The organism is Stenotrophomonas sp. HMWF023 (assembly GCF_003060985.1).
GTDB classification, from domain to species: domain Bacteria; phylum Pseudomonadota; class Gammaproteobacteria; order Xanthomonadales; family Xanthomonadaceae; genus Stenotrophomonas; species Stenotrophomonas lactitubi.
This window is the reverse complement of record NZ_QAIJ01000319.1, coordinates 1-20,550: the sequence shown is the minus strand read 5'-3', so window position 1 is coordinate 20,550 and position 20,550 is coordinate 1. Positions and strand designations below refer to the sequence as shown.

At 67.7% G+C, this 20,550-nt stretch carries 20 protein-coding genes and 2 pseudogenes; 8 read left to right on the top strand and 14 right to left on the bottom strand.

Going from position 1 to position 20,550, the window contains the following annotated elements; all coding sequences use genetic code 11:
• A pseudogene (locus DBR20_RS23480) lies at positions 1-889 on the bottom strand (ATP-dependent DNA ligase); the annotation flags it as partial.
• Between the two features lie 47 nt (positions 890-936).
• Positions 937-1,935, bottom strand: coding sequence for a ligase-associated DNA damage response exonuclease (locus tag DBR20_RS19375; protein WP_108267774.1), 999 nt, complete (start codon positions 1,933-1,935; stop codon positions 937-939).
• A gap of 114 nt (positions 1,936-2,049) precedes the next feature.
• Here DBR20_RS19375 and DBR20_RS19370 point away from each other — a divergent pair, with 114 nt between their 5' ends.
• Positions 2,050-3,687: an acyl-CoA dehydrogenase family protein gene (locus tag DBR20_RS19370; protein WP_108267772.1), complete on the top strand. Its 1,638-nt coding sequence runs from the start codon at positions 2,050-2,052 to the stop codon at positions 3,685-3,687.
• 307 nt (positions 3,688-3,994) lie between these two features.
• Here DBR20_RS19370 and DBR20_RS19365 read toward each other — a convergent pair whose 3' ends face one another.
• The 3 genes from DBR20_RS19365 to DBR20_RS19355 all read right to left on the bottom strand — a co-directional run bounded on the left by DBR20_RS19365 (position 3,995) and on the right by DBR20_RS19355 (position 6,196).
• Positions 3,995-4,405: a hypothetical protein gene (locus DBR20_RS19365; RefSeq protein WP_108267770.1), complete on the bottom strand. Its 411-nt coding sequence runs from the start codon at positions 4,403-4,405 to the stop codon at positions 3,995-3,997.
• Between the two features lie 149 nt (positions 4,406-4,554).
• The gene (locus DBR20_RS19360) at positions 4,555-4,896 is read right to left on the bottom strand and encodes a hypothetical protein (RefSeq protein WP_089236409.1); all 342 of its coding nucleotides are present in this window, start codon (positions 4,894-4,896) and stop codon (positions 4,555-4,557) included.
• Between the two features lie 124 nt (positions 4,897-5,020).
• Positions 5,021-6,196 (bottom strand): thiolase family protein, encoded by a 1,176-nt coding sequence (locus DBR20_RS19355; protein WP_108267768.1) that lies wholly within the window; start codon positions 6,194-6,196, stop codon positions 5,021-5,023.
• Between the two features lie 181 nt (positions 6,197-6,377).
• On the opposite strand from DBR20_RS19355, the gene DBR20_RS19350 reads away from it, so the two are divergent.
• Positions 6,378-9,215 (top strand): autotransporter serine protease, encoded by a 2,838-nt coding sequence (locus DBR20_RS19350; protein ID WP_108267766.1) that lies wholly within the window; start codon positions 6,378-6,380, stop codon positions 9,213-9,215.
• 85 nt (positions 9,216-9,300) lie between these two features.
• Here the strand turns inward: DBR20_RS19350 and DBR20_RS19345 are convergent, their stop codons facing one another.
• Entirely contained in the window at positions 9,301-10,398 is a 1,098-nt protein-coding gene (locus DBR20_RS19345) for a Glu/Leu/Phe/Val dehydrogenase dimerization domain-containing protein (RefSeq protein ID WP_108267764.1), read from the bottom strand.
• 275 nt (positions 10,399-10,673) lie between these two features.
• On the opposite strand from DBR20_RS19345, the gene DBR20_RS19340 reads away from it, so the two are divergent.
• Complete coding sequence (locus DBR20_RS19340) at positions 10,674-11,753, top strand: HDOD domain-containing protein (RefSeq protein WP_108267762.1); 1,080 nt, start codon at positions 10,674-10,676, stop codon at positions 11,751-11,753.
• Between the two features lie 3 nt (positions 11,754-11,756).
• Here the strand turns inward: DBR20_RS19340 and DBR20_RS19335 are convergent, their stop codons facing one another.
• The 3 genes from DBR20_RS19335 to DBR20_RS19325 form a co-directional block, all read right to left on the bottom strand.
• Positions 11,757-13,325, bottom strand: a complete 1,569-nt coding sequence (locus DBR20_RS19335) for a phospholipase D family protein (protein ID WP_108267760.1) — start codon at positions 13,323-13,325, stop codon at positions 11,757-11,759.
• A 226-nt stretch (positions 13,326-13,551) separates the two neighbouring features.
• Complete coding sequence (locus DBR20_RS19330; protein WP_100461343.1) at positions 13,552-14,250, bottom strand: RNA pseudouridine synthase; 699 nt, start codon at positions 14,248-14,250, stop codon at positions 13,552-13,554.
• A 46-nt stretch (positions 14,251-14,296) separates the two neighbouring features.
• Positions 14,297-14,797: a M48 family metallopeptidase gene (locus tag DBR20_RS19325; RefSeq protein ID WP_059064772.1), complete on the bottom strand. Its 501-nt coding sequence runs from the start codon at positions 14,795-14,797 to the stop codon at positions 14,297-14,299.
• Between the two features lie 61 nt (positions 14,798-14,858).
• On the opposite strand from DBR20_RS19325, the gene DBR20_RS19320 reads away from it, so the two are divergent.
• Together DBR20_RS19320 and DBR20_RS19315 are read left to right on the top strand one after the other, a co-directional pair.
• Positions 14,859-15,416, top strand: a complete 558-nt coding sequence (locus tag DBR20_RS19320) for a DUF2058 domain-containing protein (protein ID WP_108267806.1) — start codon at positions 14,859-14,861, stop codon at positions 15,414-15,416.
• A gap of 106 nt (positions 15,417-15,522) precedes the next feature.
• The gene (locus DBR20_RS19315) at positions 15,523-15,789 is read left to right on the top strand and encodes a DksA/TraR family C4-type zinc finger protein (RefSeq protein WP_108267804.1); all 267 of its coding nucleotides are present in this window, start codon (positions 15,523-15,525) and stop codon (positions 15,787-15,789) included.
• A 521-nt stretch (positions 15,790-16,310) separates the two neighbouring features.
• On the opposite strand, the gene DBR20_RS19310 is transcribed toward DBR20_RS19315, so the two are convergent.
• Together DBR20_RS19310 and DBR20_RS19305 are read right to left on the bottom strand one after the other, a co-directional pair.
• A complete protein-coding gene (locus DBR20_RS19310) occupies positions 16,311-16,904 on the bottom strand; it encodes a mechanosensitive ion channel family protein (protein WP_080353823.1) in 594 nt (197 codons plus the stop codon).
• A gap of 35 nt (positions 16,905-16,939) precedes the next feature.
• Positions 16,940-17,119, bottom strand: a complete 180-nt coding sequence (locus DBR20_RS19305) for a hypothetical protein (RefSeq protein ID WP_108267758.1) — start codon at positions 17,117-17,119, stop codon at positions 16,940-16,942.
• 126 nt (positions 17,120-17,245) lie between these two features.
• Here DBR20_RS19305 and DBR20_RS19300 point away from each other — a divergent pair, with 126 nt between their 5' ends.
• Genes DBR20_RS19300 through DBR20_RS19290 form a run of 3 tightly spaced genes read left to right on the top strand, consistent with a single transcriptional unit; the run spans position 17,246 to position 19,241 of the window.
• Entirely contained in the window at positions 17,246-17,824 is a 579-nt protein-coding gene (locus DBR20_RS19300; protein WP_108267756.1) for an RNA polymerase sigma factor, read from the top strand.
• Positions 17,821-18,348 carry a hypothetical protein gene (locus DBR20_RS19295; protein ID WP_108267754.1) on the top strand — a complete coding sequence of 176 codons (528 nt, stop codon included), beginning with the start codon at positions 17,821-17,823 and terminating at the stop codon, positions 18,346-18,348. Before DBR20_RS19300 ends, DBR20_RS19295 begins: the two co-directional genes overlap by 4 nt.
• A gap of 11 nt (positions 18,349-18,359) precedes the next feature.
• Positions 18,360-19,241 (top strand): DUF4097 family beta strand repeat-containing protein, encoded by an 882-nt coding sequence (locus DBR20_RS19290; protein ID WP_108267752.1) that lies wholly within the window; start codon positions 18,360-18,362, stop codon positions 19,239-19,241.
• Positions 19,242-19,290: 49 nt separating this feature from the next.
• Here the strand turns inward: DBR20_RS19290 and DBR20_RS19285 are convergent, their stop codons facing one another.
• The 3 genes and pseudogenes from DBR20_RS19285 to DBR20_RS19275 form a co-directional block, all read right to left on the bottom strand.
• Positions 19,291-19,473, bottom strand: a complete 183-nt coding sequence (locus DBR20_RS19285) for a hypothetical protein (protein WP_025879072.1) — start codon at positions 19,471-19,473, stop codon at positions 19,291-19,293.
• Positions 19,474-19,484: 11 nt separating this feature from the next.
• Positions 19,485-19,778 (bottom strand): YkgJ family cysteine cluster protein, encoded by a 294-nt coding sequence (locus tag DBR20_RS19280; protein ID WP_051501656.1) that lies wholly within the window; start codon positions 19,776-19,778, stop codon positions 19,485-19,487.
• A gap of 230 nt (positions 19,779-20,008) precedes the next feature.
• A pseudogene (locus tag DBR20_RS19275) lies at positions 20,009-20,550 on the bottom strand (heat-shock protein Hsp70); the annotation flags it as partial.

Here is a 20,550-nt window from a genome sequence, read left to right as displayed (position 1 = left end):
GGGTGGCGGCGCCAGGCTTGCGGCGCTGGATGCGGGTCTGCAGTGCGGTGAATGCACGCGGAAGATTGTCGGCGTCGTCCCATGCCAGCAGCTCTCCATCCAGCACGCAGCCATCGGGCAGCAATGCGGCGGCCTGTTCGATCTCCGGGAAGCGACCGTCCAGCCGTTCTTCGCCGCGCGACCACAACGCCACTTCGCCCTGGCGCCGCAGCAACTGCAGGCGGATGCCATCCCACTTCCATTCCAGCAGCCAGTTGCTGATCTCGCCCAACCGCTCGGTGGGCTCACCTTCCAGCGGCGAGGCCAGAAAGAACGGGTAGGGCTGCTGGCGATCGGTCGGCAGTTCTTCGGCAGACAGCAAGGTGGCCAGCAGGCCGGGGGAGGGCACCCAGTCGCCGAGCATGCGCTGGGCGATGCGGGCGATATCCAGCCCGGACCATTCGGCCAATGCCTGCTGCACCACGCGCTGCGATACGCCAACGCGTAGTGCACCGGTCAGCAGCTTGTTGAAGACCAGGCGTTCGGCCGATGCAAGCTGTCGCCAGCCCTCGACTACAGCGGCACGACGCACAGGCTCCGGCTGGTTGGCGACAGCAAGCAGGTGTTGTTCGATCCAGTCGGCCAGAGGGCGATCCTCGCCTTCGCTGGCAGGATCATCCAGCAGCAGGGTGAGCGTTTCGGCAAGGTCGCCGACCTGCGCGTAGCTGTCCTCGACCAACCATGGCGGCAGGCCGGATTCTTCGGCGATCCACGCCCGCAGTTCGCCACTGCCCGCGATCTTGCGTCGCGCGCCGCCCACCTTGCCACCGCTGAGCAGGTACAGCGCCCACGCTGCGTCGTGCGGACGTGCGTGCTGGAAGTAGTCGATCAGCGCCGCGCGCTTGTCCAGCGTCGCCGTGCTGCGATCCAGTCGCTGGTACAGCGCGGCGAAGGCCTTCATTCCTCGCCTCCGAAATCGGTTCGGAAGGCTTCGGCGGCAATGCCGCGTTCGCGCAGGTACGGAATCAGTGCATCGGTGTTGCCGTGGGTGGCGATGATCCTCTGCGCGCCGGTCTGCGTGATCGTCTGCAGCAGCGCCGGCCAATCGGCATGGTCGGAAATCACGAAGCCGCGGTCGACGTTGCGGCGGCGGCGGTTGCCGCGCAACTGCATCCAGCCCGAGGCGAAACCAAGCTGGTGGCGGCCGAACCGGCGCAGCCAGGGCGTGCCGGCGGCCGATGGCGGTGCCAGGATCAGCTGGCCTGTGGCATCGGGCTGACGTCCCTGTTCGGCAACCGTGAGCGTTTCGAGCATCGGTACACCGGCCTGGCGATAGACGGCGACGCCGTTGGCGATGGCGCCATGCAGCCACGCAGGCTGGTCATCCACCGCGCGCAGCTCGGCAAGCACGCGTTGCGCCTTGCCCAGCGCGTAGCAGAGCAGCACGGCCGCTTCCCCACGCTGCGCACACTCGCGACGCCAGGCGGCGATCTCGGCCGCCACGGCGCGGGTATCCGGCCAGCGATAGATCGGCAGCGCGAACGTCGCTTCGGTGATGAAGGTATCGCAGGGCACCACTTCGAACGGTGTGCAGGTGGGATCGGGCTGGCGCTTGTAGTCGCCCGACGCCACCCAGACCTGCTCACCGTCGTCGATGCGCACCTGCGACGAGCCGAGCACGTGGCCGGCCGGATGCAGCGATACCTGCACCCGGCCCAGCGCGAACGGCACGCCCTCGGCATGCGCGTGCAGCGGCACATCGCCCAGGCGCCAGCGCAGGATCGGCACGCTGCCGGTGCTGCAGTGGTATTCGCCCATGCCGGATCGCGCATGGTCGCCATGACCATGGGTGATGACCGCGCGCGGTACCGGCCGCCAGGGATCGATATGGAAATCGCCTGCCGCGCAGTACAGCCCTTCCGGCCGCAGTACCACCAGATCGTCATTGCCTGCCATGCCATCACTGTGGCGTGGTGGTCGTGCACACCGCGAGAATCGGCCTGAACGCGGGGTTGCCGGACGATACGGCACAATCGGGCCGCACACCTCTTGCCGGCGGGGAAGGAACCGATGAGTGGACCGAGCTTCAACAGCAGCGCTCCCTACGAAACCCACGTGGTGCTCAACCAGCCGCCACCGTTCGCCGGCCGCCAGTTGTGGACCGACGACATCGCACTGATGGAGGCCGTGCAGCGCGAGGGCGCGGCAGCCTTCGCGCCACGCCTGGCGGTGTATGGAGGGCTGGCCGGCGACGAGCTGTACCGCATCGGCTTCGACGCCAACCGCGACCGCCCACGCCTGCGCACCCATGATGCGCAGGGCCATCGCATCGATACCGTCGAGTTCCATCCGGCGTACCACCAGCTGATGCAGACGGCGAAGGAGCATGGCGTTGCCGGGCTGTCCTGGCACGAGCCACAGCCCGGCGCCCATGTTGCGCGCGCTGCACTGAGCTACCTGCACCACCAGGCCGAGGCCGGCACCAGCTGCCCGTTGACCATGACCCACGCCGCGGTGGCCGTGCTGCGCGGGCAGCCGCATCTGGCCGAGTGGTCGCGCAAGGCCGCCGCACCGGTATACGACCCGCGTGATGTGCCAGTGGCCGACAAGGCCGGCATCACCCTGGGCATGGGCATGACCGAGAAGCAGGGCGGCTCGGACGTGCGCGCCAACACCACCCGCGCCGAACCCATCGATGGCGAGCGCTATCGGCTGATCGGACACAAATGGTTCTTCTCCGCACCGATGTGCGATGGCTTCCTGGTACTGGCGCAGGCGCCGGCCGGATTGACCTGCCTGTTGATGCCACGGCGGCTGGCCGACGGCGATCGCAATGCGTTCCGCCTGATGCGCTTGAAGGACAAGCTGGGCGACTGGGCCAACGCATCCAGCGAAGTGGAGTTCTGTGGTGCGCAGGCCTGGCGGGTGGGCGAGGAAGGGCGTGGCGTGGCCACCATCATCGGCATGGTGATGATGACCCGGCTGGACTGCATGCTGGGCGCTGCGGCGGAAATGCGCATGGCGCTGGCACAGGCGCTGCACCACGCGCGGCATCGGCGCACCTTTGGCAAGCCGCTGATGGACCATCCGCTGATGGCCAACGTGCTGGCCGACCTGGCGCTGGAATCGGAAGCCGCCACGGTGCTGGCGATGCGTATCGCGCGCGCGGTCGATCACGCCGGCAGCGATCCGGCCGAGGCCGCGCTTGCGCGGCTGGGCACGGCATTGGGCAAGTACTGGATATGCAAGCGTGCGCCTGCGTTCGTCAACGAAGCACAGGAATGCCTGGGCGGTGCCGGCTACGTGGAGGAATCGATGTTGCCGCGGCTGTACCGGCAGGCGCCGTTGAATTCGATATGGGAGGGCAGTGGCAACATCCAGTGCCTGGATGTGCTGCGCGCGCTGGCGCGCGAACCGGAGGTGCTGGCGGCACTGCACGGTGAGCTGGAGGCGGTGGCCGACCGTGATGTGCGCTATGCGGCGGCGCTGCAGCAGTGGCGCGATGCGGCGGCACCGGAGGAGGCACAGGCGCGGGTGTTCTGCGAACGGACTGCATTGCTGCTGCAGGCGGCGTTGTTGCTGCGTGCGCACAGTCCGATGGCTGATGCGTTCATCCGCAGCCGGCTGCAGGGCGAACACGGGTTGGCATTCGGCACGCTGCCGGCCGGGGTGGATGTGGCGGGGATGCTGGCGCGCGCGCTGCCGTAGGTGACGGCCAACGGCGGAGTCCCTCGTGGTGGGCGCTGCAGGAGCGTGGGCAGGGCCGCGCGGGTGGGCTGCGCAGGGGGCGCCGTAAATACGTCCATGTAGGCTTGGCCGCGGCATCCATGCCGCGGACACCCCTGCGCAGCCCACCCGCACGGCCTTGGACGGCTTCCGTGCGCGTCCAGCACGGAATCAACAGAAGAAGCAGAAAGCAGAAAAGCCGCGGCGATGCCGCGGCTTTTCCTGTAGAGCCGAGCCCGTGCTCGGCTTTTCCGGTAGCGCCGGGCCATGCCCGGCGAACGCGAAGGCCTTAGTGCTTGGCTTCTTCCTTGGCGGCATTCGCCTTGGCGTCGTTGGCGACGTCGCGGGCCTTGTCGGCGACCTTCTGCGCGGCATCGGCAGTGGCGTCGCTGGCGTGGGCAGCGGCATCGGTGGCGGCGGCCTTGGCTTCACCGGCTGCGGAGGCAGTGGCGTCGGCGGCCTTGTCCAGCGCCTGCTGGGTGTCGGCGGCAGCCTGCTCGGAAGCAGCGGCGGTCTTGTCGGCGGCATTGCGGGTTGCTTCTGCGGCCTTGTCGACGGCATCACGTGCGGCGGCACCGGCGCTGTCGGCGGCCTGCGCGGCATCCTGCTTGGCCTGTTCGGCTTCCGGGCCCTTGCAGGCAGCCAGTGCGAGCAGCAGGGAGGCGGCCAGCAGGGTGGTGGTCAGCGGGCGAATCTTCATGGCGGTCTCCGGTACTGCAATGGATGGGGACGCCAGCCTATTCATACCGTTGTGAAGACGTAGTGGTGACCTGCGCACGGAACGGCGCGCAAAGAAAAAGCCGCTGGCGAACCAGCGGCTTCTTCAGAACAGCTTGAAGAAAGAAGTTATTACTTCTTGGCTTCTTCAGCAGCGTCCTTGGCCTTCTCGGCGGTGCCTTCAGCAGCCTTGGCAGCGTCGGCAGCAGCGCCGGCAGCAGCGTCGGTGGCAGCGCCAGCAGCCTGGGCAGCGGCGTCAACCGAAGCGTCAGCAGCGGTGGCGGCGGTGTCAGCGGCCTGCTGGGCAGCGTCGGCGGTCTGGGCGCCAGCAGCGGCGGCCTGGTCGGCAGCAGCCTGGGCTTCGGTGGCGGCCTGGTTGGCCGAAGCAGCGGCGTCCTGGGCAGCTTCCTGCTTCGAGCAGGCGGCCAGGGCCAGAGCCAGGGACATCGCGACCAGCAGCTTGTTGATGCTCATTGTGTAAATCCTCGTCGTTAGAATTAGGCAACGCGCATGCTGCGCGCCGACAACATGATGACAAGCCAAGATTGGGTGTCAAGCGATCCCGCATTCATTTTTGCGAAATAGACGTTAAACCCTTTCAGATCAACTCGATGGCGATTGCCGTCGCTTCGCCGCCGCCGATGCACAGGGTGGCAATGCCGCGCTTGCCGCCGCGCGTGCGCAATGCGTTGACCAGGGTGACCACCAGGCGTGCGCCGGAGGCGCCGATGGGATGGCCCAATGCGCAGGCACCGCCATTCACGTTGAGCTTGTCGTGCGGGATACCCAGTTCGCGCATCGGGGCCATCGCCACCACGGCGAAGGCCTCGTTGATTTCGAACAGATCGACCTGGTCCAGCGACCAGCCGGTCTTCTCCAGCAGGGTGTGGATGGCGCCGATCGGGGCGGTGGTGAACCACTCCGGTTCCTGCGAATGGGTGGCATGGCCGACGATACGCGCCAGCGGCTGCAGGCCGCGTGCGGCAGCATCTTCTTCGGTCAGCAGGACCACGGCGGCGGCGCCATCGGAGATGCTGGAGGAGCTGGCGGCGGTCACGCTGCCGTCCTTCTTGAAGGCCGGGCGCAGGGTCGGGATCTTGGCGATGTCCGAACGGCCGGGCTGTTCGTCGCTGGCGACCTCGACTTCACCCTTGCGGGTGGCGACCTTCACCGCAACGATCTCGTCGGCGAAGGCGCCGTTGGCCTGGGCCGCCTGTGCGCGCTTGACCGATTCGATGGAGTAGGCGTCCTGCTCTTCGCGGGTGAACTGGTACTTGTCCACGGCACATTCGGCGAATTCGCCCATGGCCTTGCCGTCGTAGGCATTGACCAGGCCGTCGTGGGCCATGTGGTCCACGGCCTGGAAGTTGCCGAAACGGTTGCCGGTGCGCGAGTTGGGCAGCAGGTGCGGGGCGTTGGACATCGATTCCATGCCGCCGGCGACCACGACCTTGGCCGAGCCGGCCTTGATCAGGTCATGACCGAGCATGATGGCCTTCATGCCCGAACCGCAGACCTTGTTGAGGGTGGTCGCGCCGACCGACAGCGGGATGCCGGCGGCGATCGCTGCCTGGCGGGCAGGGGCCTGGCCGAGGTTGGCCGGCAGCACGCAGCCCATCAGGACTTCGGAGACGTCGCTGGCAGGAACGCCCGACTGTTCCAGCGCGGCGGCGATGGCGGCCGCGCCGAGGGTCGGGGTCGGAACGCCGTTGAACTGGCCGAGGAAGGAGCCGATGGCAGTGCGCTTGGCGGCGGCGATGACGATGTTGGACATGGCAATCTCGTTGATGCGTGAGCAATGTTCGGAAAGGAGACGACGGGCGTTGGAAGCGGCGCCGTTTCCCGGCAGACTGCGTGGGGGTCGGCTCAGTATAGAGGGTCGGCGAAGACTGCCGCTGGGCAGTACTGGATGCCTGCCCGGATGGCGGCAGGCCAACGTTCATGGGAAGGAAACGATGGAACGTAAGACGATGGGAAGGTCGGTCCTGGCATCGGCGCTGGCGGTGGCGCTGTCGGCGTGTGGCGGTGGAGGCGGCGGCAGCAACGTGCGCATCGACCCACCTCCGACCACGCCGCCGGTCACGCCCCCGGTCACCCCGCCTCCCGCGTCCAAGCCGCTGGAGCCGGCTGTGGATGCGCACCTGGCACAGACCAACGCGCGTGCCGCACTGGCCACTGGCGCGACCGGCCGTGGCGTGCGCATCGGCATCGTCGATTCGGGCGTGCTGCGCAACGCCGAGGCATTGAACGGACGGGTAGTGGCCAACCTCAACTACATCGACCCGAGCCGCAACAATCTCAACGTCGATGACGTGCTTGGCCATGGCACGGCCGTCGCCAGCCTGGCCGCCGGTGCATCGGTGGGCGTCTGGCCCGGCGGCATCGCACCGGGTGCGGAGATCGTCTCGGCGCGCATCATTTCCGACACCGCGCCCCAGGATGACGGCAGTGGCAAGGGCAATTCCTTCAGCGGCACGCTTGGCGTGGCCGGGGTCCATCAGGACCTGATCAACTACGGCGTGAAGGTGATGAACAATTCCTGGGGCGGCCTGTACTGGACCGACCTCGGCACCACCGCGCAGGTCGCGGCCGAATACCGCCCCTTCATCATCAATCACGGTGGCCTGGTGGTGTTCGCCGCCGGCAACGAAGGGCGTGACCAGCCCAGCAGCGTGGCCGCGCTGCCCAGCCAGCGTGGCTTCGGTGGAACGCTGCCGGCAGCCGACCTGGAGAAGGGCTGGCTGGTAGCCACCGCGATCGATCCGAACAAGCCAGGTGAACGTGCCCCCTGGGCCAATGCCTGTGGCGACACCGCACGCTACTGCCTGACTGCTCCCGGCAGCGCGGTGTTCCCGGAGCCGGGTACCGGCAAATACCTGTGGAACTACGGCACCTCCTTCGCCGCGCCGCTGATCTCCGGTGCTGCTGCACTGGTCTGGCAGCGCTACCCGTACTTCGACAACGACCTGGTGCGGCAGACCCTGCTCGGCACCGCCACCGACATCGGGGCGCCGGGCGTCGATCCGATCTACGGCTACGGCATGCTCAACGTCGGCAAGGCGGTGAACGGTCCCGGCCGCTTCGACTGGGGCGATGTCACGGTCAATGTCGATGCGGCTTCCTCAGGCTCGATCTGGAGTAACGACATCGCTGGCGCTGGCGGCCTGGTCAAGCGCGGCGATGGCCGGCTGGAGCTGAGCGGCAACAACAGCTACAGCGGCGCTACCCGCATCGAGCGCGGCAGCCTGGCCCTGCGCGGCGGCGCAGTGATCCGTTCCAACGTCAGCATCTCTGGTGCCGGCGGTGCCTCGATGGCGGGGCTGCAGTTCATGCCGGGCACGCCGCGGGTGATCGGCAACGTCGACAACGGCGCCAGCGTGGTGCTGGTCAACGCCAACACCACCGCGACCATCGAAGGCAATTACAGCCAGCGGCCGGATGCGCAGCTGATCGTCGCGCTGGGCGTGAACGCGCTGCAGGTGACCGGCACCGCACGCCTGGCCGGAGGCGTGGTGGTCGATGGCATCGTTTCCGGCTATGTGCCGCAGGTTGGCAGCCGCCAGGGCCTGATCCATGCCAACGGCGGCATCAACGGTACGTTCACCACGCCGGTGGCCAACACCGGCGCCAACGGACTGACCCTGCTGCAGGCACAGTACGGCTATGGCAGCAACGACGCGTGGATGGACCTGACCCAGGTCAACGTTTCCGCCGCTGCGTCCGGCCTGGGCGCCAATGCTCAGGCATCGGCACTGCGGGTGGCGTCGGCATTCACCGCGCTGGACAGCAACGCGAACCTGCAGGGTTCGGCGTTTGGTACGGCCGCCGGCGCGCTGCAGCGTACGGCTGGCGGCACCGATGGCCTGTCGGCGAGCCTGGAGAGTCTGTCCGGACAGGCGCATGCGCGTGCTGAGGCCTCGACCTTCGACAGTGTGGACATGTCGCGCCGTGCGGTTGCCGAGCGCTTCGACCGCGTGCAGGCAGCGCCGAAGCTGCGTGGCGCCTGGCAGAGCGCGCTGGGCGAAGCCGGGCAGGGCAGCTTTGCCGGCAACGCCGCCGACAGCCAGGGCTGGATGGCAGGCCAGGACGTGGCACTGGGCAGCAATGGTCTGCTGGGTATGGCCTTCGGCGAAACCCGCAGCAACGGCGGCAGCAACTTCAGTGGTGATCGTGGCCGTGACCGCCAGACGCAGGCGCAGCTGTATGCCGGCTGGAACCTGGGGCGTGGTTATGCGCTGGCCCAGTTCGGCACTGGTCAGTTCACCCGTGAGCTGGACCGCCAGTTGCTGCTGGGTGCCGGTGCCTACGGTGTGTCCGCGCGCTACGGCGGGCGTTTCAGCAGTGCCAGCGTCGAAGGCGGCTATCGTTTCGGACGCATCGGTGCATCGTTGACCCCGTACCTCGGGGCCAGCAGCACGCGCCTGGATACCGATGGCTTCAGCGAGCAGGGCGGCTTCGGCTTCGGCCTGCGCGGTGAGGCGTCACGTGCACAGCGCAGCCAGATGCTGGCGGGCCTACGCGGCGAGCGGCAGTGGGGTCGTTGGACCCTGCGCGGCCATGCCGAATGGCAACAGCGGCTGGATGGCAACGAGCAGGCCTGGCAGGCAAGTTTCGTCGGCATTGATGCCTGGGCGCCGTTGGCCGGTGTCGACGCACCGCGTGGCAGTGCCTTGTTCGGCCTGGCGCTGGAATCGTGGTGGGGCCGCAATGGCCGCCTGAGCCTGGGTATCGACCAGCGCGTGGGTGGCAATGATGCACGGCAGGCGGCGCTGCGCTACAGCACTGGCTTCTGATCGTAGCGCCGGGCCTGCTGCCCGGCGCGTTCATCCGGCGGGTGCCGACCCACGGTCGGCACCCGCACGGTTCGCGAGGCGGCGATCAGCCGCCGCGCAGGTTGCCCAGGCGCGGCGTGCTGCGGCCCAGCGGCATCTTCAGCTTGCCGATCGAGAGGATGCGCGCTTCGGCGATCCGGTCGGCGGCGCGCTGCGGGGCGATGTTCTCGCGCTGCGACAGTTCGAAGATGCGCGTCAGGTTGTGGTAGATGCTGCGGATCAGCCGCATCGCGCGCTCGCGGTTGTAACCGTCGATTTCCAGCGACACGTTCATCACGCCACCGGCGTTGACCGCGTAGTCAGGCGCGTACAGGATGCCGCGCGCATGCAGCTCGTCGCCGATTTCCAGGCTGGACAGCTGGTTGTTGGCGGTGCCGCAGATGATCTTCGCCTTGATCCGCGGCAGGGTGTCGGCGTTGATCGCGCCTTCCAGCGCACACGGCGCGAACACATCGGCGTTCACTTCGTGGATCTCGTCCGGCTTGACGGCCTCGGCGCCGAAATCGTTGACCGCACGATCCATCAGCGCGCTGTCCAGGTCGGTGACATACAGCTTGGCGCCACGGTCGCGCAGCAGCTTCACCAGTTCCATGCCGATATGGCCCAGGCCCTGCACGGCGATGCTGGTCTTGCCCACTTCCTCATGGCCGAACTTGAAGCGCATCGAGGCCATCAGCGCCTGCAGCGCGCCATAGGCGGTGAACGGGGCCGGATCTCCCGAGCCGCCATGGACCTGGTGCACGCCGGTGACGAACTGGCTCTCCAGGTAGATGTTCTCCATGTCGTTGACGTCGGTACCGACATCCTCGGCGGTGATGTAGCGACCGCCCAGCGAATCGACATAGCGGCCGAAGGCGCGGAACAGCACTTCGGTCTTGTCGACCTTGGGGTCGCCGATGATCACCGCCTTGCCGCCACCGACATTGAGACCGGCCAGCGCATTCTTGTAGGTCATCGTGCGGCTCAGACGCAGCACATCGGCCAGCGCATCATCGGTGCTGGCGTAGGGGCGCATGCGTACCCCGCCCAGGGCGGGGCCCAGGGTGGTGTTGTGGATGGCGATGATCGCCCGCAGGCCGGCATCCTGGTTGTGGCAGAACACCACCTGTTCGTGGCCGGTGGTTGCGAGGGTTTCGAATAGCATGGGGTCTCCGATGGCGCGATCTGCGGTGAACTGCGGCGAACTGCCAATGAACGGTAGGGTCCGAAAACAAAAAAAGCGACGTCGTCGGTACAGGGGGACGGGTCGCGCGGCGCCATTCTAGTCCATTCGCCCGGGAGATGCCGTCGACGCGGGAAGCGCCCGGGTTAAAGAAGATGAAAGTGCGGCCGATGCTGCGACGACGGCAGGTGGCCGGATGTGATGAAGGCGCAGGGGCAGGCAGTGGCAGCAGCAGGAAAACGACAGGATGGGCGGCGATGACCGCAGCGTGGTGGCGATCTGTGCTGCGTTGGCTGTCGCAGCTGACTGGGCGGGCCCCGGCACGTCTGGCCGCAGCCCCCCGCCAGGCCGTGGCCGCGGCGGCGGCCAGCCTGCAGGGTGACGCCTTGCCGGCGGCCGAGGTCGCCGCTCACCTGCAGCGCGGACTGCATGCGCTGGCGCTGTATCCGCGCTTGGCCGGTGAACCGACTGCGGTCAGCGCGTCGGGTCTGGCCGAGGCAGTGGACCGCGCGCTGCAGGACCGCGACTGGGCTACCCGACAGCTGCCGCGGCGCCCGCAACTGCTGCCGCAGCTGATCCAGACGGTCAATGACGACGTTGCATCGGCGCGGGTGATGGCCGCGATCATCGGCCAGGATCCGGTGCTGACCGGCAACCTGCTGCGGATCGCCAACAGCCCGGCCTACAAGGTGCACGAGCGGCCCGTGGAAAGCCTGCAGCGGGCGGTGACCCTGGTCGGCACCGAAGGTGTGCGGCAGATCATCAGCGCCGTGCTGGTGCAGCCGGTGATGCAGGTGCAGTGCGAGGTGTTCCCGCAGTTCAGTTCGATCATCTGGGAGCACGCCCTGCTGGCTTCGCGCGCGGCCGCCGACCACGCGCGCACGGTCACCTTCGGCGATGCATTCGCTGCGCAATGGCTGGGCCTGGTGCAGGGCCTGGGCGCGGCGCTGGTCATGCGGCAACTGCTGCAGGAAGCACAGGCGCGCGGCGAAGAGGTGGAGCCGGCGCTGGCCCTGCAGTTGCTGCAGCAGTGGTCACTACTGCTGGCACAGCGGGTGGCTGCCGCCTGGGAACTGCCCGAACCGGTGCATCAGGCCCTGGCGTCTGACGCTGACGGTCCGCTGGCTGACAGCCTGCGCCTGGCCAGTGCCGCTGCTGCGGCCAGCCTGCTGTGCCGGCACGGGCATGCCAGCCAGGGCCGCATGCTGGCCTTGCTGGAGCAGTTGCCGGCAGCGCCGCCGCACGCGCTGCGCTGGATCTGGCGGCGCCTGCACGGGCGCAATGTGGAAACCCTGGACGAGAGCCTGCACGGCGATGGCGAAGGACTCGCCCGCTGATCGTTACAGCTGCGATTCCAGCGGCAGCCAGCTGATCACCCGCGCCGTCCAGCGCTTGCCGAGGCTGCTGCCGGGCTCGGCTTCGACCCAGTGCGGTGGCGGCTCGCGCTGCAGCCAGCGCAGTTCGTCGTCAGCGCCCAGTGCCAGCCACCAGCTGTGTTCCGGGCTGGCCAGGCGCAGGTATTCCGCACGCAGCTGCGCGCCCAGCACCGGGTCGTCGAACAGCACGCCCATCTCGGTGTTGAGATAGGCCGAGCGCGGATCGAGGTTGAACGATCCGACGAACCCGCGCTGGTCGTCGACCAGCAATGCCTTGGTGTGCAGGCTGGCGCCACTGCTGCCGAACAAGCTGCTGTCACCGGTCTGGCCGCTCGCCTTCAGTTCGTACAGCTGCACGCCGGCCTTCAGCAGCGGCACCCGGTAGCCCATGTAACCACCGTGCACGGCAGCCACATCGTTGGCCGCCAGTGAGTTGGTCACCACGCCGACCTGGGCGCCACGCCCGGCCATCGCCGAAAGGCCGTCCAGCCCTTCGCTGCCGGGCACGAAGTACGGCGAGATCAACAGTGCCTTGTAGCGCGTCGACTGCAGCTGCCGGACCAGCGCGGTGACCAGCCAGTCGTCATGCGCATCGCCGTGGTGCTTCATCGGTGGATCGGACACGATCCGTACCTGCGTGCTCCAGTGCAGCGGCTGCGGGCTGGCGCGCTGGCGCTGGCGCGACTCGGCCACGCGCTGCAGGTACGGTTGCGCCTGCGTATGCAGCGCGTCCAGATCGGACTGGCGTACCAGCTGGCGCAGCTGCGCATCGGTGTAGGTCGCCAGCGCCGAGATCGGAATCGCCGCGTCGCTGTTCCAGTAGTCGTCGAAGATCTGGTTGGCCTGCTGCACGGCCGGGCCGGCCACCACCAGGTCCAGGTCCTGGAAGTTCACGTCGCTGCGTGCGCTGAAATACTCCTCACCGATGTTGCGGCCACCCACGATGGCGATGCGCCCATCGGCGATCCAGCTCTTGTTGTGCATGCGGTGGTTCACGCTGAAGGCGCGTTGCACCAGCTCCAGCGTGCGGGCGATACCGCTGCGGTTGCGGAACGGGTTGTACAGGCGAAGCTCGATGTTGGGATGCGCATCGAGCGCCATCATCAGCGCATCCTTGTCCTTGGCATTCATGTCATCGAGCAGGACGCGCACGCGCACGCCACGTTCGGCAGCGTCGTACAGCGCCTTGGCCATCAGGTGGCCGATCAGGTCGTCGTGCCAGATGTAGTACTGCAGGTCCAGGCTGCGGCCGGCATGTTCGGTGATCATCGCGCGGGCGGCGAACGCATCCATGCCATCGCTGAGGAAGGCCACGCCGGACTGCCCCGGATGGGCAGCCTGCAGCGGCATGATCTGTCGATCGATGGGCGTCTGCGCAGGCTGCAGTGGCAGCACCTGCGACGCCTCGCCGCGCGCCTGCGGGGTCAGGTGGTCGGCCAGCAGCAGGCCGGACAGGACCAGCAGAAGCAGGGCGGCGATGATGATCGCGGCGACGCGCAGCAGGCGTCGCCATAGGGGTTTGCGCAGACTCATGACGCCGATGGTAGATCCACACCGCGCGTAGATCCACGCCACGCCTGGAAGTAGATCCACGCCATGCGTGGATGAATCGCCATCAGTAGATCCACGCCATGCGTGGATGAGTCGCCATCAGTAGATCCACGCCATGCGTGGATGAGTCGCCATCAGTAGATCCACGCCATGCGTGGATGAATCGCCATCAGTAGATCCACGCCATGCGTGGATGAAGTACCGTGACTCAGAACCGCTCGTCGCTGCCCAGATAGCGCCACTGGCCTACGGCCAGCGGGCCAAGCGCCACCCGGCCGATGCGCAGGCGGCGCACGGCCACAACCTGCAGGCCGGCGGCCGTCACCGCAGTCCTCAGTCCCCTCGCGGTCAGCCCCTTGCCTGCAAAGCGCAGGCGCTGCTCGCTCTGCCAGCTGACCTTGGGGCCGCCTGCTTCATGCTGCAGCCGGGCCATCAGCCACGGGCCACGTTCCGGGCCGCCTTCAGCCACTTCGACCAGGTACTCCTGTTCGGTGCGGCCCAGGTTCCGCTGCAGGTGCGCGAGCACCGCCGGATCCTGGCTGACCACCACCAGCCCGTTGTCGTCGGCCGGCAGCGAGGATGCCAGCTGCAGGCCGTGGAAGTGCCGCTGCAGCGGACGGATGTCACTGGCATCCAGTTCGCTGCGGGTTTCGGTGCGGATCAACGCGCACAGGGCATCGGCCGGCACGCCTGCCGGCTTGTGCAGCAGCATGCTGGCGCGCTCGGCCTTGCTGTCGCTGGCCTGCTCGGCCACCACGATGCTGGCGCTCTCGTCCACCGGGCGCTGCGGTTGTTCCACCACCTCGCCGTCGACGCTGACCCAGCCGCCCTCGATATAGCGCCGCGCTTCACCACGCGGGATGCCGAGCAGGGCGGACAGGCGTTTGTCGAGTCGGGTCGGTTCCATGGCGAAAGGTCGGGCAGGGGGCGCGCAGTGTAGCCGCTACGCCGTTTCAGCGCTGGCCACGGTTGGCCAGCTCGGTCAGGTACAGCCGGGTATCGAACTCCAGCTGCAGGTAATCGGGCTCCATGTGCTGGCACAGCTGGTAGAAGGCCTTGTTGTGGTCGGCCTCCTTCAGATGCGCCAGTTCGTGCACCACGATCATGCGCAGGAAGGCGGCTGGCGCCTGCCGGAACACGGTGGCGATGCGGATCTCGCGGCTGGCCTTGAGCCGGCCCCCGTGCACGCGGGAAATGGCAGTGTGGGTGCCCAGGGCATGCTTGATGACTTCCAGCGTGTTGTCGTAGCAGACCTTGTTGAGCGGCACCGACTTGCGCAGGTAACGGTCCTTCATGTCCTGCGTGTAGTCGTACAGCTGGCGGTCGCTGCGCACCTCATGCGGGTCCGGGTAGCGCTGCTGCAGCCAGGGGCCGAGCTTGCCCTGGGCCAGCAGGTCGCTGACCTGGGCGACCAGGGGTTCGGGGTAGCCGGTTAGGTACTTCAGGACAGCCATGCAGGGGCGTCGGCGCGTCGGTAGAATGGGGCATCCAGATTACACGCGGTACGTATCGACCATGGCAAAGCCCAACGCGCTGCAGGAACAATTGCTCAAGGCCGGCCTGGCCAAGAAGTCGCAGGCCAGCGCCGCCGCGCGTGAGCAGGCCAAGGCCCGCCAGGGCAAGGCCGAGTCGACGTCGGCGGAGGTCCAGCGTGAAGCTGAACGCGTCCGGGCCGAGAAGATCGAGCGTGACCGTGCGCTGGCTGCCGAGCGCAACGCGCAGGCCAAGCAGGCGGAGCGGAAGGCGCAGGCCAAGCAGATCATCAGCGCCCACGCCGTGCCGCACAAAGGCGAGGACGAGTACCGATTCAGCGATGGCGCGGTGATCCGTACCCTGCCGATCGATACCAAACTGCGCAAGGCGCTGTCGGTGGGCGTGCTGGTCATCGTGGCCCATGGCGACAGCTACGCGGTGCTGCCACGCGCGGCGGCTGAAAAAGTGCGTGAACGCGCCCCGGAAGCCATCATCGTCGACCATGGCACGCCCGGCTCCAGCGCCGAGATCTCCACCGGCAACGCCGAGGACGACGCCTACTACGCGCAGTTCCAGGTTCCCGACGACCTGGTCTGGTAAGGCGGCGCTGAACCGGCCGCAGCGTCCGCCGGGCATGGCCCGGCGCTACGGATTGCGGCGGGGTGTATCGTCCCCATATCAGGCGAGACGCCTGCGGAGGATGGCCATGGCTACCGGTTGGGCCGGAGATGGCGCGGTCCAGGACCAGATCGACGCCACCGTCGACGATGCGATTGCCCGCGCGCGGCGCCAGCTGCGCCAGGGCCCGGGTCTCGAACACTGTGAAGAATGCGACGCGCCGATTCCGTTGGCGCGGCGTCAGGCGGCGCCTGGGGTTCGGCTGTGCGTGAACTGCCAGCAGGCGCACGATGAAGAGGACCAGGCGCAGAGTGGCTACAACCGCCGAGGCAGCAAGGACAGCCAGCTGCGGTAAAGGGTGTTCGGCAGGGCTGCGCCCTGCACCTGCCGAGGCAACGTCAACTTCAACGTCAAAAGCGGGCATTCCGTGGGAAGGTGGGACGGTGTGGGTAGGCAGGACACGCCGTAAACCCTTCCATGGGGGCTCGATGGCGCCATCCATGGCGCCAACGGTCCTGCCTACCCACACCGCCCCACCTCTGACAGATTGCCGCGATCGGGTAGATCCCCCGTGCGTGGATGAATCTCCATCGAAATCGAAAATTTCGATATCGGAACGATTTGAGCCGAGCATGGCTCGGCGCTACAGAAAGCAATGCCGACAGATCGCAGAAAACTGTCGAAGGCGGGGTGGGTCCGGTTGCGGGGGTGTCCGCGGCATGGATGCCGCGGCCAAGCCCCCAGGGATGGGTTTACGGCGTCCCCCGCAACCGGACCCATCCCGCCATCCCACAGGAACCCAGCTTTTGCTGTTGCCTTTGCTTTGGTTTGAAGCATCTGCAGGTGCAGGGCGCAGCCCTGCCAACCAACCCAACCTCAGCCGTCGCCCTGGATGCCGCCGGGCGCCTGCGTCGGGTCGCGCCAGCGCCGCACCGTGCGCTGGAAGAACAGGTTGTTCGGCAGCTGCAGTACCGTGCCCTCGTGGCCGTCACCGGTTTCCTGCAACGTGGTGTAGATCAGGTTGACGTCGATCACCCGGCCCTTCAGTCCGGGCTTTTCGCCGTTCTCCAGCACTTCGATGTAGTCATGCAGGCGGAACGGCCGCGTGGTGAAGATCAGCAGCGTGCAGAAGATGTTGGACAGCACGCTCCAGGCCGCGAAGAACGCCACTGCGCCCACCGCAGCAAAACCGGTGAAGGCCGTCCACAACACCGAGGGGGATGCGCCGAGCAGGCTGAGGATGTACAGCACCGCGCTGAAATAGACCACGAAACTGGTGATCCGGCGCGCGCCCATCACCATTTCCGGTGGCAGCGTGTAGTGATCGGCGAAGCGGCGGATCAGGCGCCGGGCCAGCACCCGCAGCAGCCAGGCGGCGAGCAGGGTGATCAGGATCTGCAGGGCGATCCCGATGTCATGCAGCCAGGGGTGGGTCCAGGCGGGCAGGTGGTCCTTCAGCGACAACATCATGGGGCGACAACATGTGACGGAAACGGGGCTTGATGTTACCCGGCGCGTGTCGACGTTTCGACCGCCTGTGTCCAGGCAAGGCAGACGAGGTCCTGTTTGTGCTGCTGAAGGCAGGCGCGGCCGCTCTCGGCACGCCAGTGCAGGGAAACGCCGAACGCCTGCAGCAGCATGCAGGCCACGATCGCCAGCAGGGCGGCGCAGGAAGGACTGGACATGGGAAGCTCCTGGCCGGGAAGGCCTGCGGGGGACCTGTGATGGATGCAGCCAGCCGCGAAAAGGTTGCAACGGGAAAGCGCATCGGCCGATCTAAACCTTTTTCCGGCAGGCTGCATCCAACGGATATGCTCGACACCACCATGCCCGCGCCGCCTGCCGCCACCGACGCCGTCGACGAAACCGCTTTGGTGCGTGCGGCGGCGGCCGGAGATACCGCTGCCTACGAACTGCTGTATCGGCGCCACTCGCCGCGGGTGTTCGCCACCTTGTGGCGGCTGTGCGGTGGCCAGCAGGCACGCGCCGAGGATGCACTGCAGGAGGCGTTCCTGCAGGCATGGAAGGCACTGCCCGGCTTCCGTTTCGAGAGCAGCGTGTCCACCTGGCTGCATCGGTTGGGGGTCAACGCCGCGTTGATGGAGCTGCGCGGGCGTGCCGCCGGGCATGACCACGACAGCCTGGACGACGTGGACGGTGGCATACCAGAGATGGCGGTGCATGACGGCTGCGCCGGCACCGAACGCGATCTGGAACGCGCGTTGGCAACCCTGCCTCCGCGCGCACGTGCGGTACTGGTGCTGCACGATATCGAAGGCTGGAAACACCATGAAATCGCCGGCCAGCTGCAGATGGCGGTCGGTAGTTCCAAAGCACAGCTGCATCGCGCGCGTGGCCTGCTGCGCGCGCGCCTGGGAGACATGACATGACTACGCACGACCCCGATCACGACCTGCTGGCGCGCCTGCGCGCCCTTCCCACTGAACGCAGCACACCGGCCGATGGCTGGGAACGCCTGTCCGCGCGGTTGCCACCCCGCGAGCCAGTTGCCGCGCAGGTGCCGAAGGACAACGTGGTGGCCTTGCCACTGCGCAGCCGCCGACGCTGGTGGTTGCCGGTTGGCGCCGCACTGGCGGCCAGCCTCGCGCTCTACGCGGTGGCACCGTGGCGGCATGCACCCGAGGCGCTGCCTGCACCCAGTGGCCTGCAGCTGCAGGCCGATGCGATGACCGAACAGTACCGGCAGGCAGTGGCATCGCTGCCTGATGGCACTGCGCCGGAGTGGCAGCCCGCGCTGCATGAACTGGATCGCAGCGCGGAACAGATCCGCGCCGCGATGGCGCAGGACCCGCGTGCGCCGCACCTGCTTGGACAGCTCAAGCGCACTTACGCGCTGCGGCTGGAACTGACCCGGCAGGCGGCCTATGCCGCCGAATCCGGCTTGACGACCTGAGGAGACCCCCAATGACCCGAACCCTGATGTCCTGCTGTGTCGCGCTGCTGCTGGTGCCGGCCATGGCACTGGCCGACACCCGTATCGACGAACGCCACACGCTGGCTGCGGGCGGTCGTATCGAATTGAGCAACGTGGCCGGCAAGGTGAGCGTGCGTGGCTGGGACCGCAACGACGTGCAGCTTACCGGCACGCTCAGCGATGGCCTGCAGCTGCGCCAGGAAAAGAGTGCCAACCGGGTGCGCTGGGAAATCGAGTATCCGCGACGCGGCAACAGTGGTGGCGCCACCCTGACCCTCAACGTGCCGCGCTCGGTGGAGCTGTTGCTGAGCACGGTCAGTGCCGACCAGGACATCAGTGGCGTTGATGTGCGACGCCTGCAGGCCGATACGGTCAGCGGCAGCCTGAGTGCGTCCGGTCGCAGTGGCGACAGCAAGCTCAACACGGTCAGCGGCAATGTCAATGCGCGACTGCAGACGCCGAAGCTGGACGTGAACACGGTCAGCGGCCGGATCGAGGCAGGTGGCGGCGTTTCCGGTGAGATCGGGGCGCAGACGGTGTCTGGCCGGGTCGGTGTCGATGCCGGTCGCATCCAGCGCCTGGTGGTGGAGACGGTATCCGGCGGCATCGACCTGTCGGCGACGGCATTGGCGCCGGGCGGGCGCATCAACGTGGAGTCGGTCAGTGCATCGGTCAGCCTGCGTCTGCCGCGCACGGTGTCGGCGCAGCTGTCGGTGAACAGCTTCAGCGGGTCGATCAACAGCGACGCCGGCAAGGTCGAGCGGCCGCGTTATGGTCCGGGCAGCAGCCTGGATGCCCGCCTGGGCAGCGGCGACGGCGATATCCGCGTGCAGTCGCACTCTGGCAGTGTGCAGGTACGCCTGGACCGCTGAGCGCGGTCCGGCAGGCCGCGGCGGCAGCGCCGCCGCGGTCGGGGGAGGGTCAGCTGGCTTTCTTCAGCGCCCAGGTGGTACCGAGAACTTCAATCTTGCCACCGCTCTTGCGGAACGCGGCCAGGTCGGAGGCGATCGAGTCGCTGTTGACCACGGTGCTGGCGGATGCGCCCTTGCGTTCGCTGCGGATGCTGTTGCTGGCCTTCGCGGGGGTCTTTGCCTTGCGGGGCATGGTTGCTCCTGTCAGGTGGAAGGGGAGGAAAGCGCGCAGGACTCAGCCTGGCGCAGGTAGTCCTGCCGCTCGCGGCGGCAGTCGTCGCCGCCCATCGAAAACTGGCGGCAGATCGCCGGGCGCTGCGAATAGATCGTGCAGCGCAGGTGATACGGATCGATCGCCGCGCACCAGCCTTCCTCGTTGCGCGCCATCACGGCACGGCCGTGGGCGTCGCGCGACAGGAACTGGCCGGGCACGTGGTCGCCGGGCTGCAGCAGGACCGGCAACCGGCAACAGACCGCGTCACAACGGCGGCAGTCGATGGGTGCTGGTTCAGCGTCAGGTTGTACGGCCACAGGGGCCTGGCGGGTGCCCAAAGCGGGTCTCGATGGCGGCTCGGGTAGTACGCGGACCATGATCGAGCCAGAGGGCATGGTCGCCAGACCCGCTGGGCGGGGCAGGCTGCACCAGGGGTACACACACCGGCGAGGCCAGCGGAAGGTGCAGCGGTTTTCCAGCCGGCCAAGGGTAGCGCAGACCGCGTAACGTTTTGTTAATCCCGGCTGGCTGCCGCCAGCGCGAGGCCCTGGACGACCCCCAGCGAGGGCTCGCCGTGGACCATCCGGGCGCCCGGGAACGCCTCGGCAGCGGCCTGCCGCAGGTAGCCGGCGCGGGACATGCCGCCGGTCAGGAACACCGCGTCCGGGTCGCCGCCGATGTCATTGCGGACCTGGGCCAGCAGCTCGCGGATCTGGGTCAGGTAGCCATGGGCGGCGGCGGCCAGACCGTCGGCGCTGTTGTCCACGTGCAGGTCGCGCGCGATGTAGTCCAGCGTGCTGCGATGTTCGCTGGTGCCGCTGAGTGCGATCTTGGCGCGCTCGACATCGCGGTACAGGCGGGCGGTGTTGCCGGTGTCCTGCAGTGCCTGCAGGCGCGCGCCCCACGGAGCGTCGACGTTGTCGTAGCTGTGCTGGCGGAACTCGCGCTGGCGGGTCATGTCCTGCACGGTGGCCGCTTCCACGTAGTGGTGGGTGGGCACGCGGGTGATGCCACGGCCGAACAGCGGCATGTAACCGGACAGGCTCAGGGCCAGGT

Bases quoted from the DNA above. Each gene is read 5' to 3' on its own strand.
- DBR20_RS19375 (WP_108267774.1), bottom strand. From the start codon at position 1,935: ATGGCAGGCAATGACGATCTGGTGGTACTGCGGCCGGAAGGGCTGTAC.
- DBR20_RS19370 (WP_108267772.1), top strand. From the start codon at position 2,050: ATGAGTGGACCGAGCTTCAACAGCAGCGCTCCCTACGAAACCCACGTG.
- DBR20_RS19365 (WP_108267770.1), bottom strand. From the start codon at position 4,405: ATGAAGATTCGCCCGCTGACCACCACCCTGCTGGCCGCCTCCCTGCTG.
- DBR20_RS19360 (WP_089236409.1), bottom strand. From the start codon at position 4,896: ATGAGCATCAACAAGCTGCTGGTCGCGATGTCCCTGGCTCTGGCCCTG.
- DBR20_RS19355 (WP_108267768.1), bottom strand. From the start codon at position 6,196: ATGTCCAACATCGTCATCGCCGCCGCCAAGCGCACTGCCATCGGCTCC.
- DBR20_RS19350 (WP_108267766.1), top strand. From the start codon at position 6,378: ATGGAACGTAAGACGATGGGAAGGTCGGTCCTGGCATCGGCGCTGGCG.
- DBR20_RS19345 (WP_108267764.1), bottom strand. From the start codon at position 10,398: ATGCTATTCGAAACCCTCGCAACCACCGGCCACGAACAGGTGGTGTTC.
- DBR20_RS19340 (WP_108267762.1), top strand. From the start codon at position 10,674: ATGACCGCAGCGTGGTGGCGATCTGTGCTGCGTTGGCTGTCGCAGCTG.
- DBR20_RS19335 (WP_108267760.1), bottom strand. From the start codon at position 13,325: ATGAGTCTGCGCAAACCCCTATGGCGACGCCTGCTGCGCGTCGCCGCG.
- DBR20_RS19330 (WP_100461343.1), bottom strand. From the start codon at position 14,250: ATGGAACCGACCCGACTCGACAAACGCCTGTCCGCCCTGCTCGGCATC.
- DBR20_RS19325 (WP_059064772.1), bottom strand. From the start codon at position 14,797: ATGGCTGTCCTGAAGTACCTAACCGGCTACCCCGAACCCCTGGTCGCC.
- DBR20_RS19320 (WP_108267806.1), top strand. From the start codon at position 14,859: ATGGCAAAGCCCAACGCGCTGCAGGAACAATTGCTCAAGGCCGGCCTG.
- DBR20_RS19315 (WP_108267804.1), top strand. From the start codon at position 15,523: ATGGCTACCGGTTGGGCCGGAGATGGCGCGGTCCAGGACCAGATCGAC.
- DBR20_RS19310 (WP_080353823.1), bottom strand. From the start codon at position 16,904: ATGATGTTGTCGCTGAAGGACCACCTGCCCGCCTGGACCCACCCCTGG.
- DBR20_RS19305 (WP_108267758.1), bottom strand. From the start codon at position 17,119: ATGTCCAGTCCTTCCTGCGCCGCCCTGCTGGCGATCGTGGCCTGCATG.
- DBR20_RS19300 (WP_108267756.1), top strand. From the start codon at position 17,246: ATGCTCGACACCACCATGCCCGCGCCGCCTGCCGCCACCGACGCCGTC.
- DBR20_RS19295 (WP_108267754.1), top strand. From the start codon at position 17,821: ATGACTACGCACGACCCCGATCACGACCTGCTGGCGCGCCTGCGCGCC.
- DBR20_RS19290 (WP_108267752.1), top strand. From the start codon at position 18,360: ATGACCCGAACCCTGATGTCCTGCTGTGTCGCGCTGCTGCTGGTGCCG.
- DBR20_RS19285 (WP_025879072.1), bottom strand. From the start codon at position 19,473: ATGCCCCGCAAGGCAAAGACCCCCGCGAAGGCCAGCAACAGCATCCGC.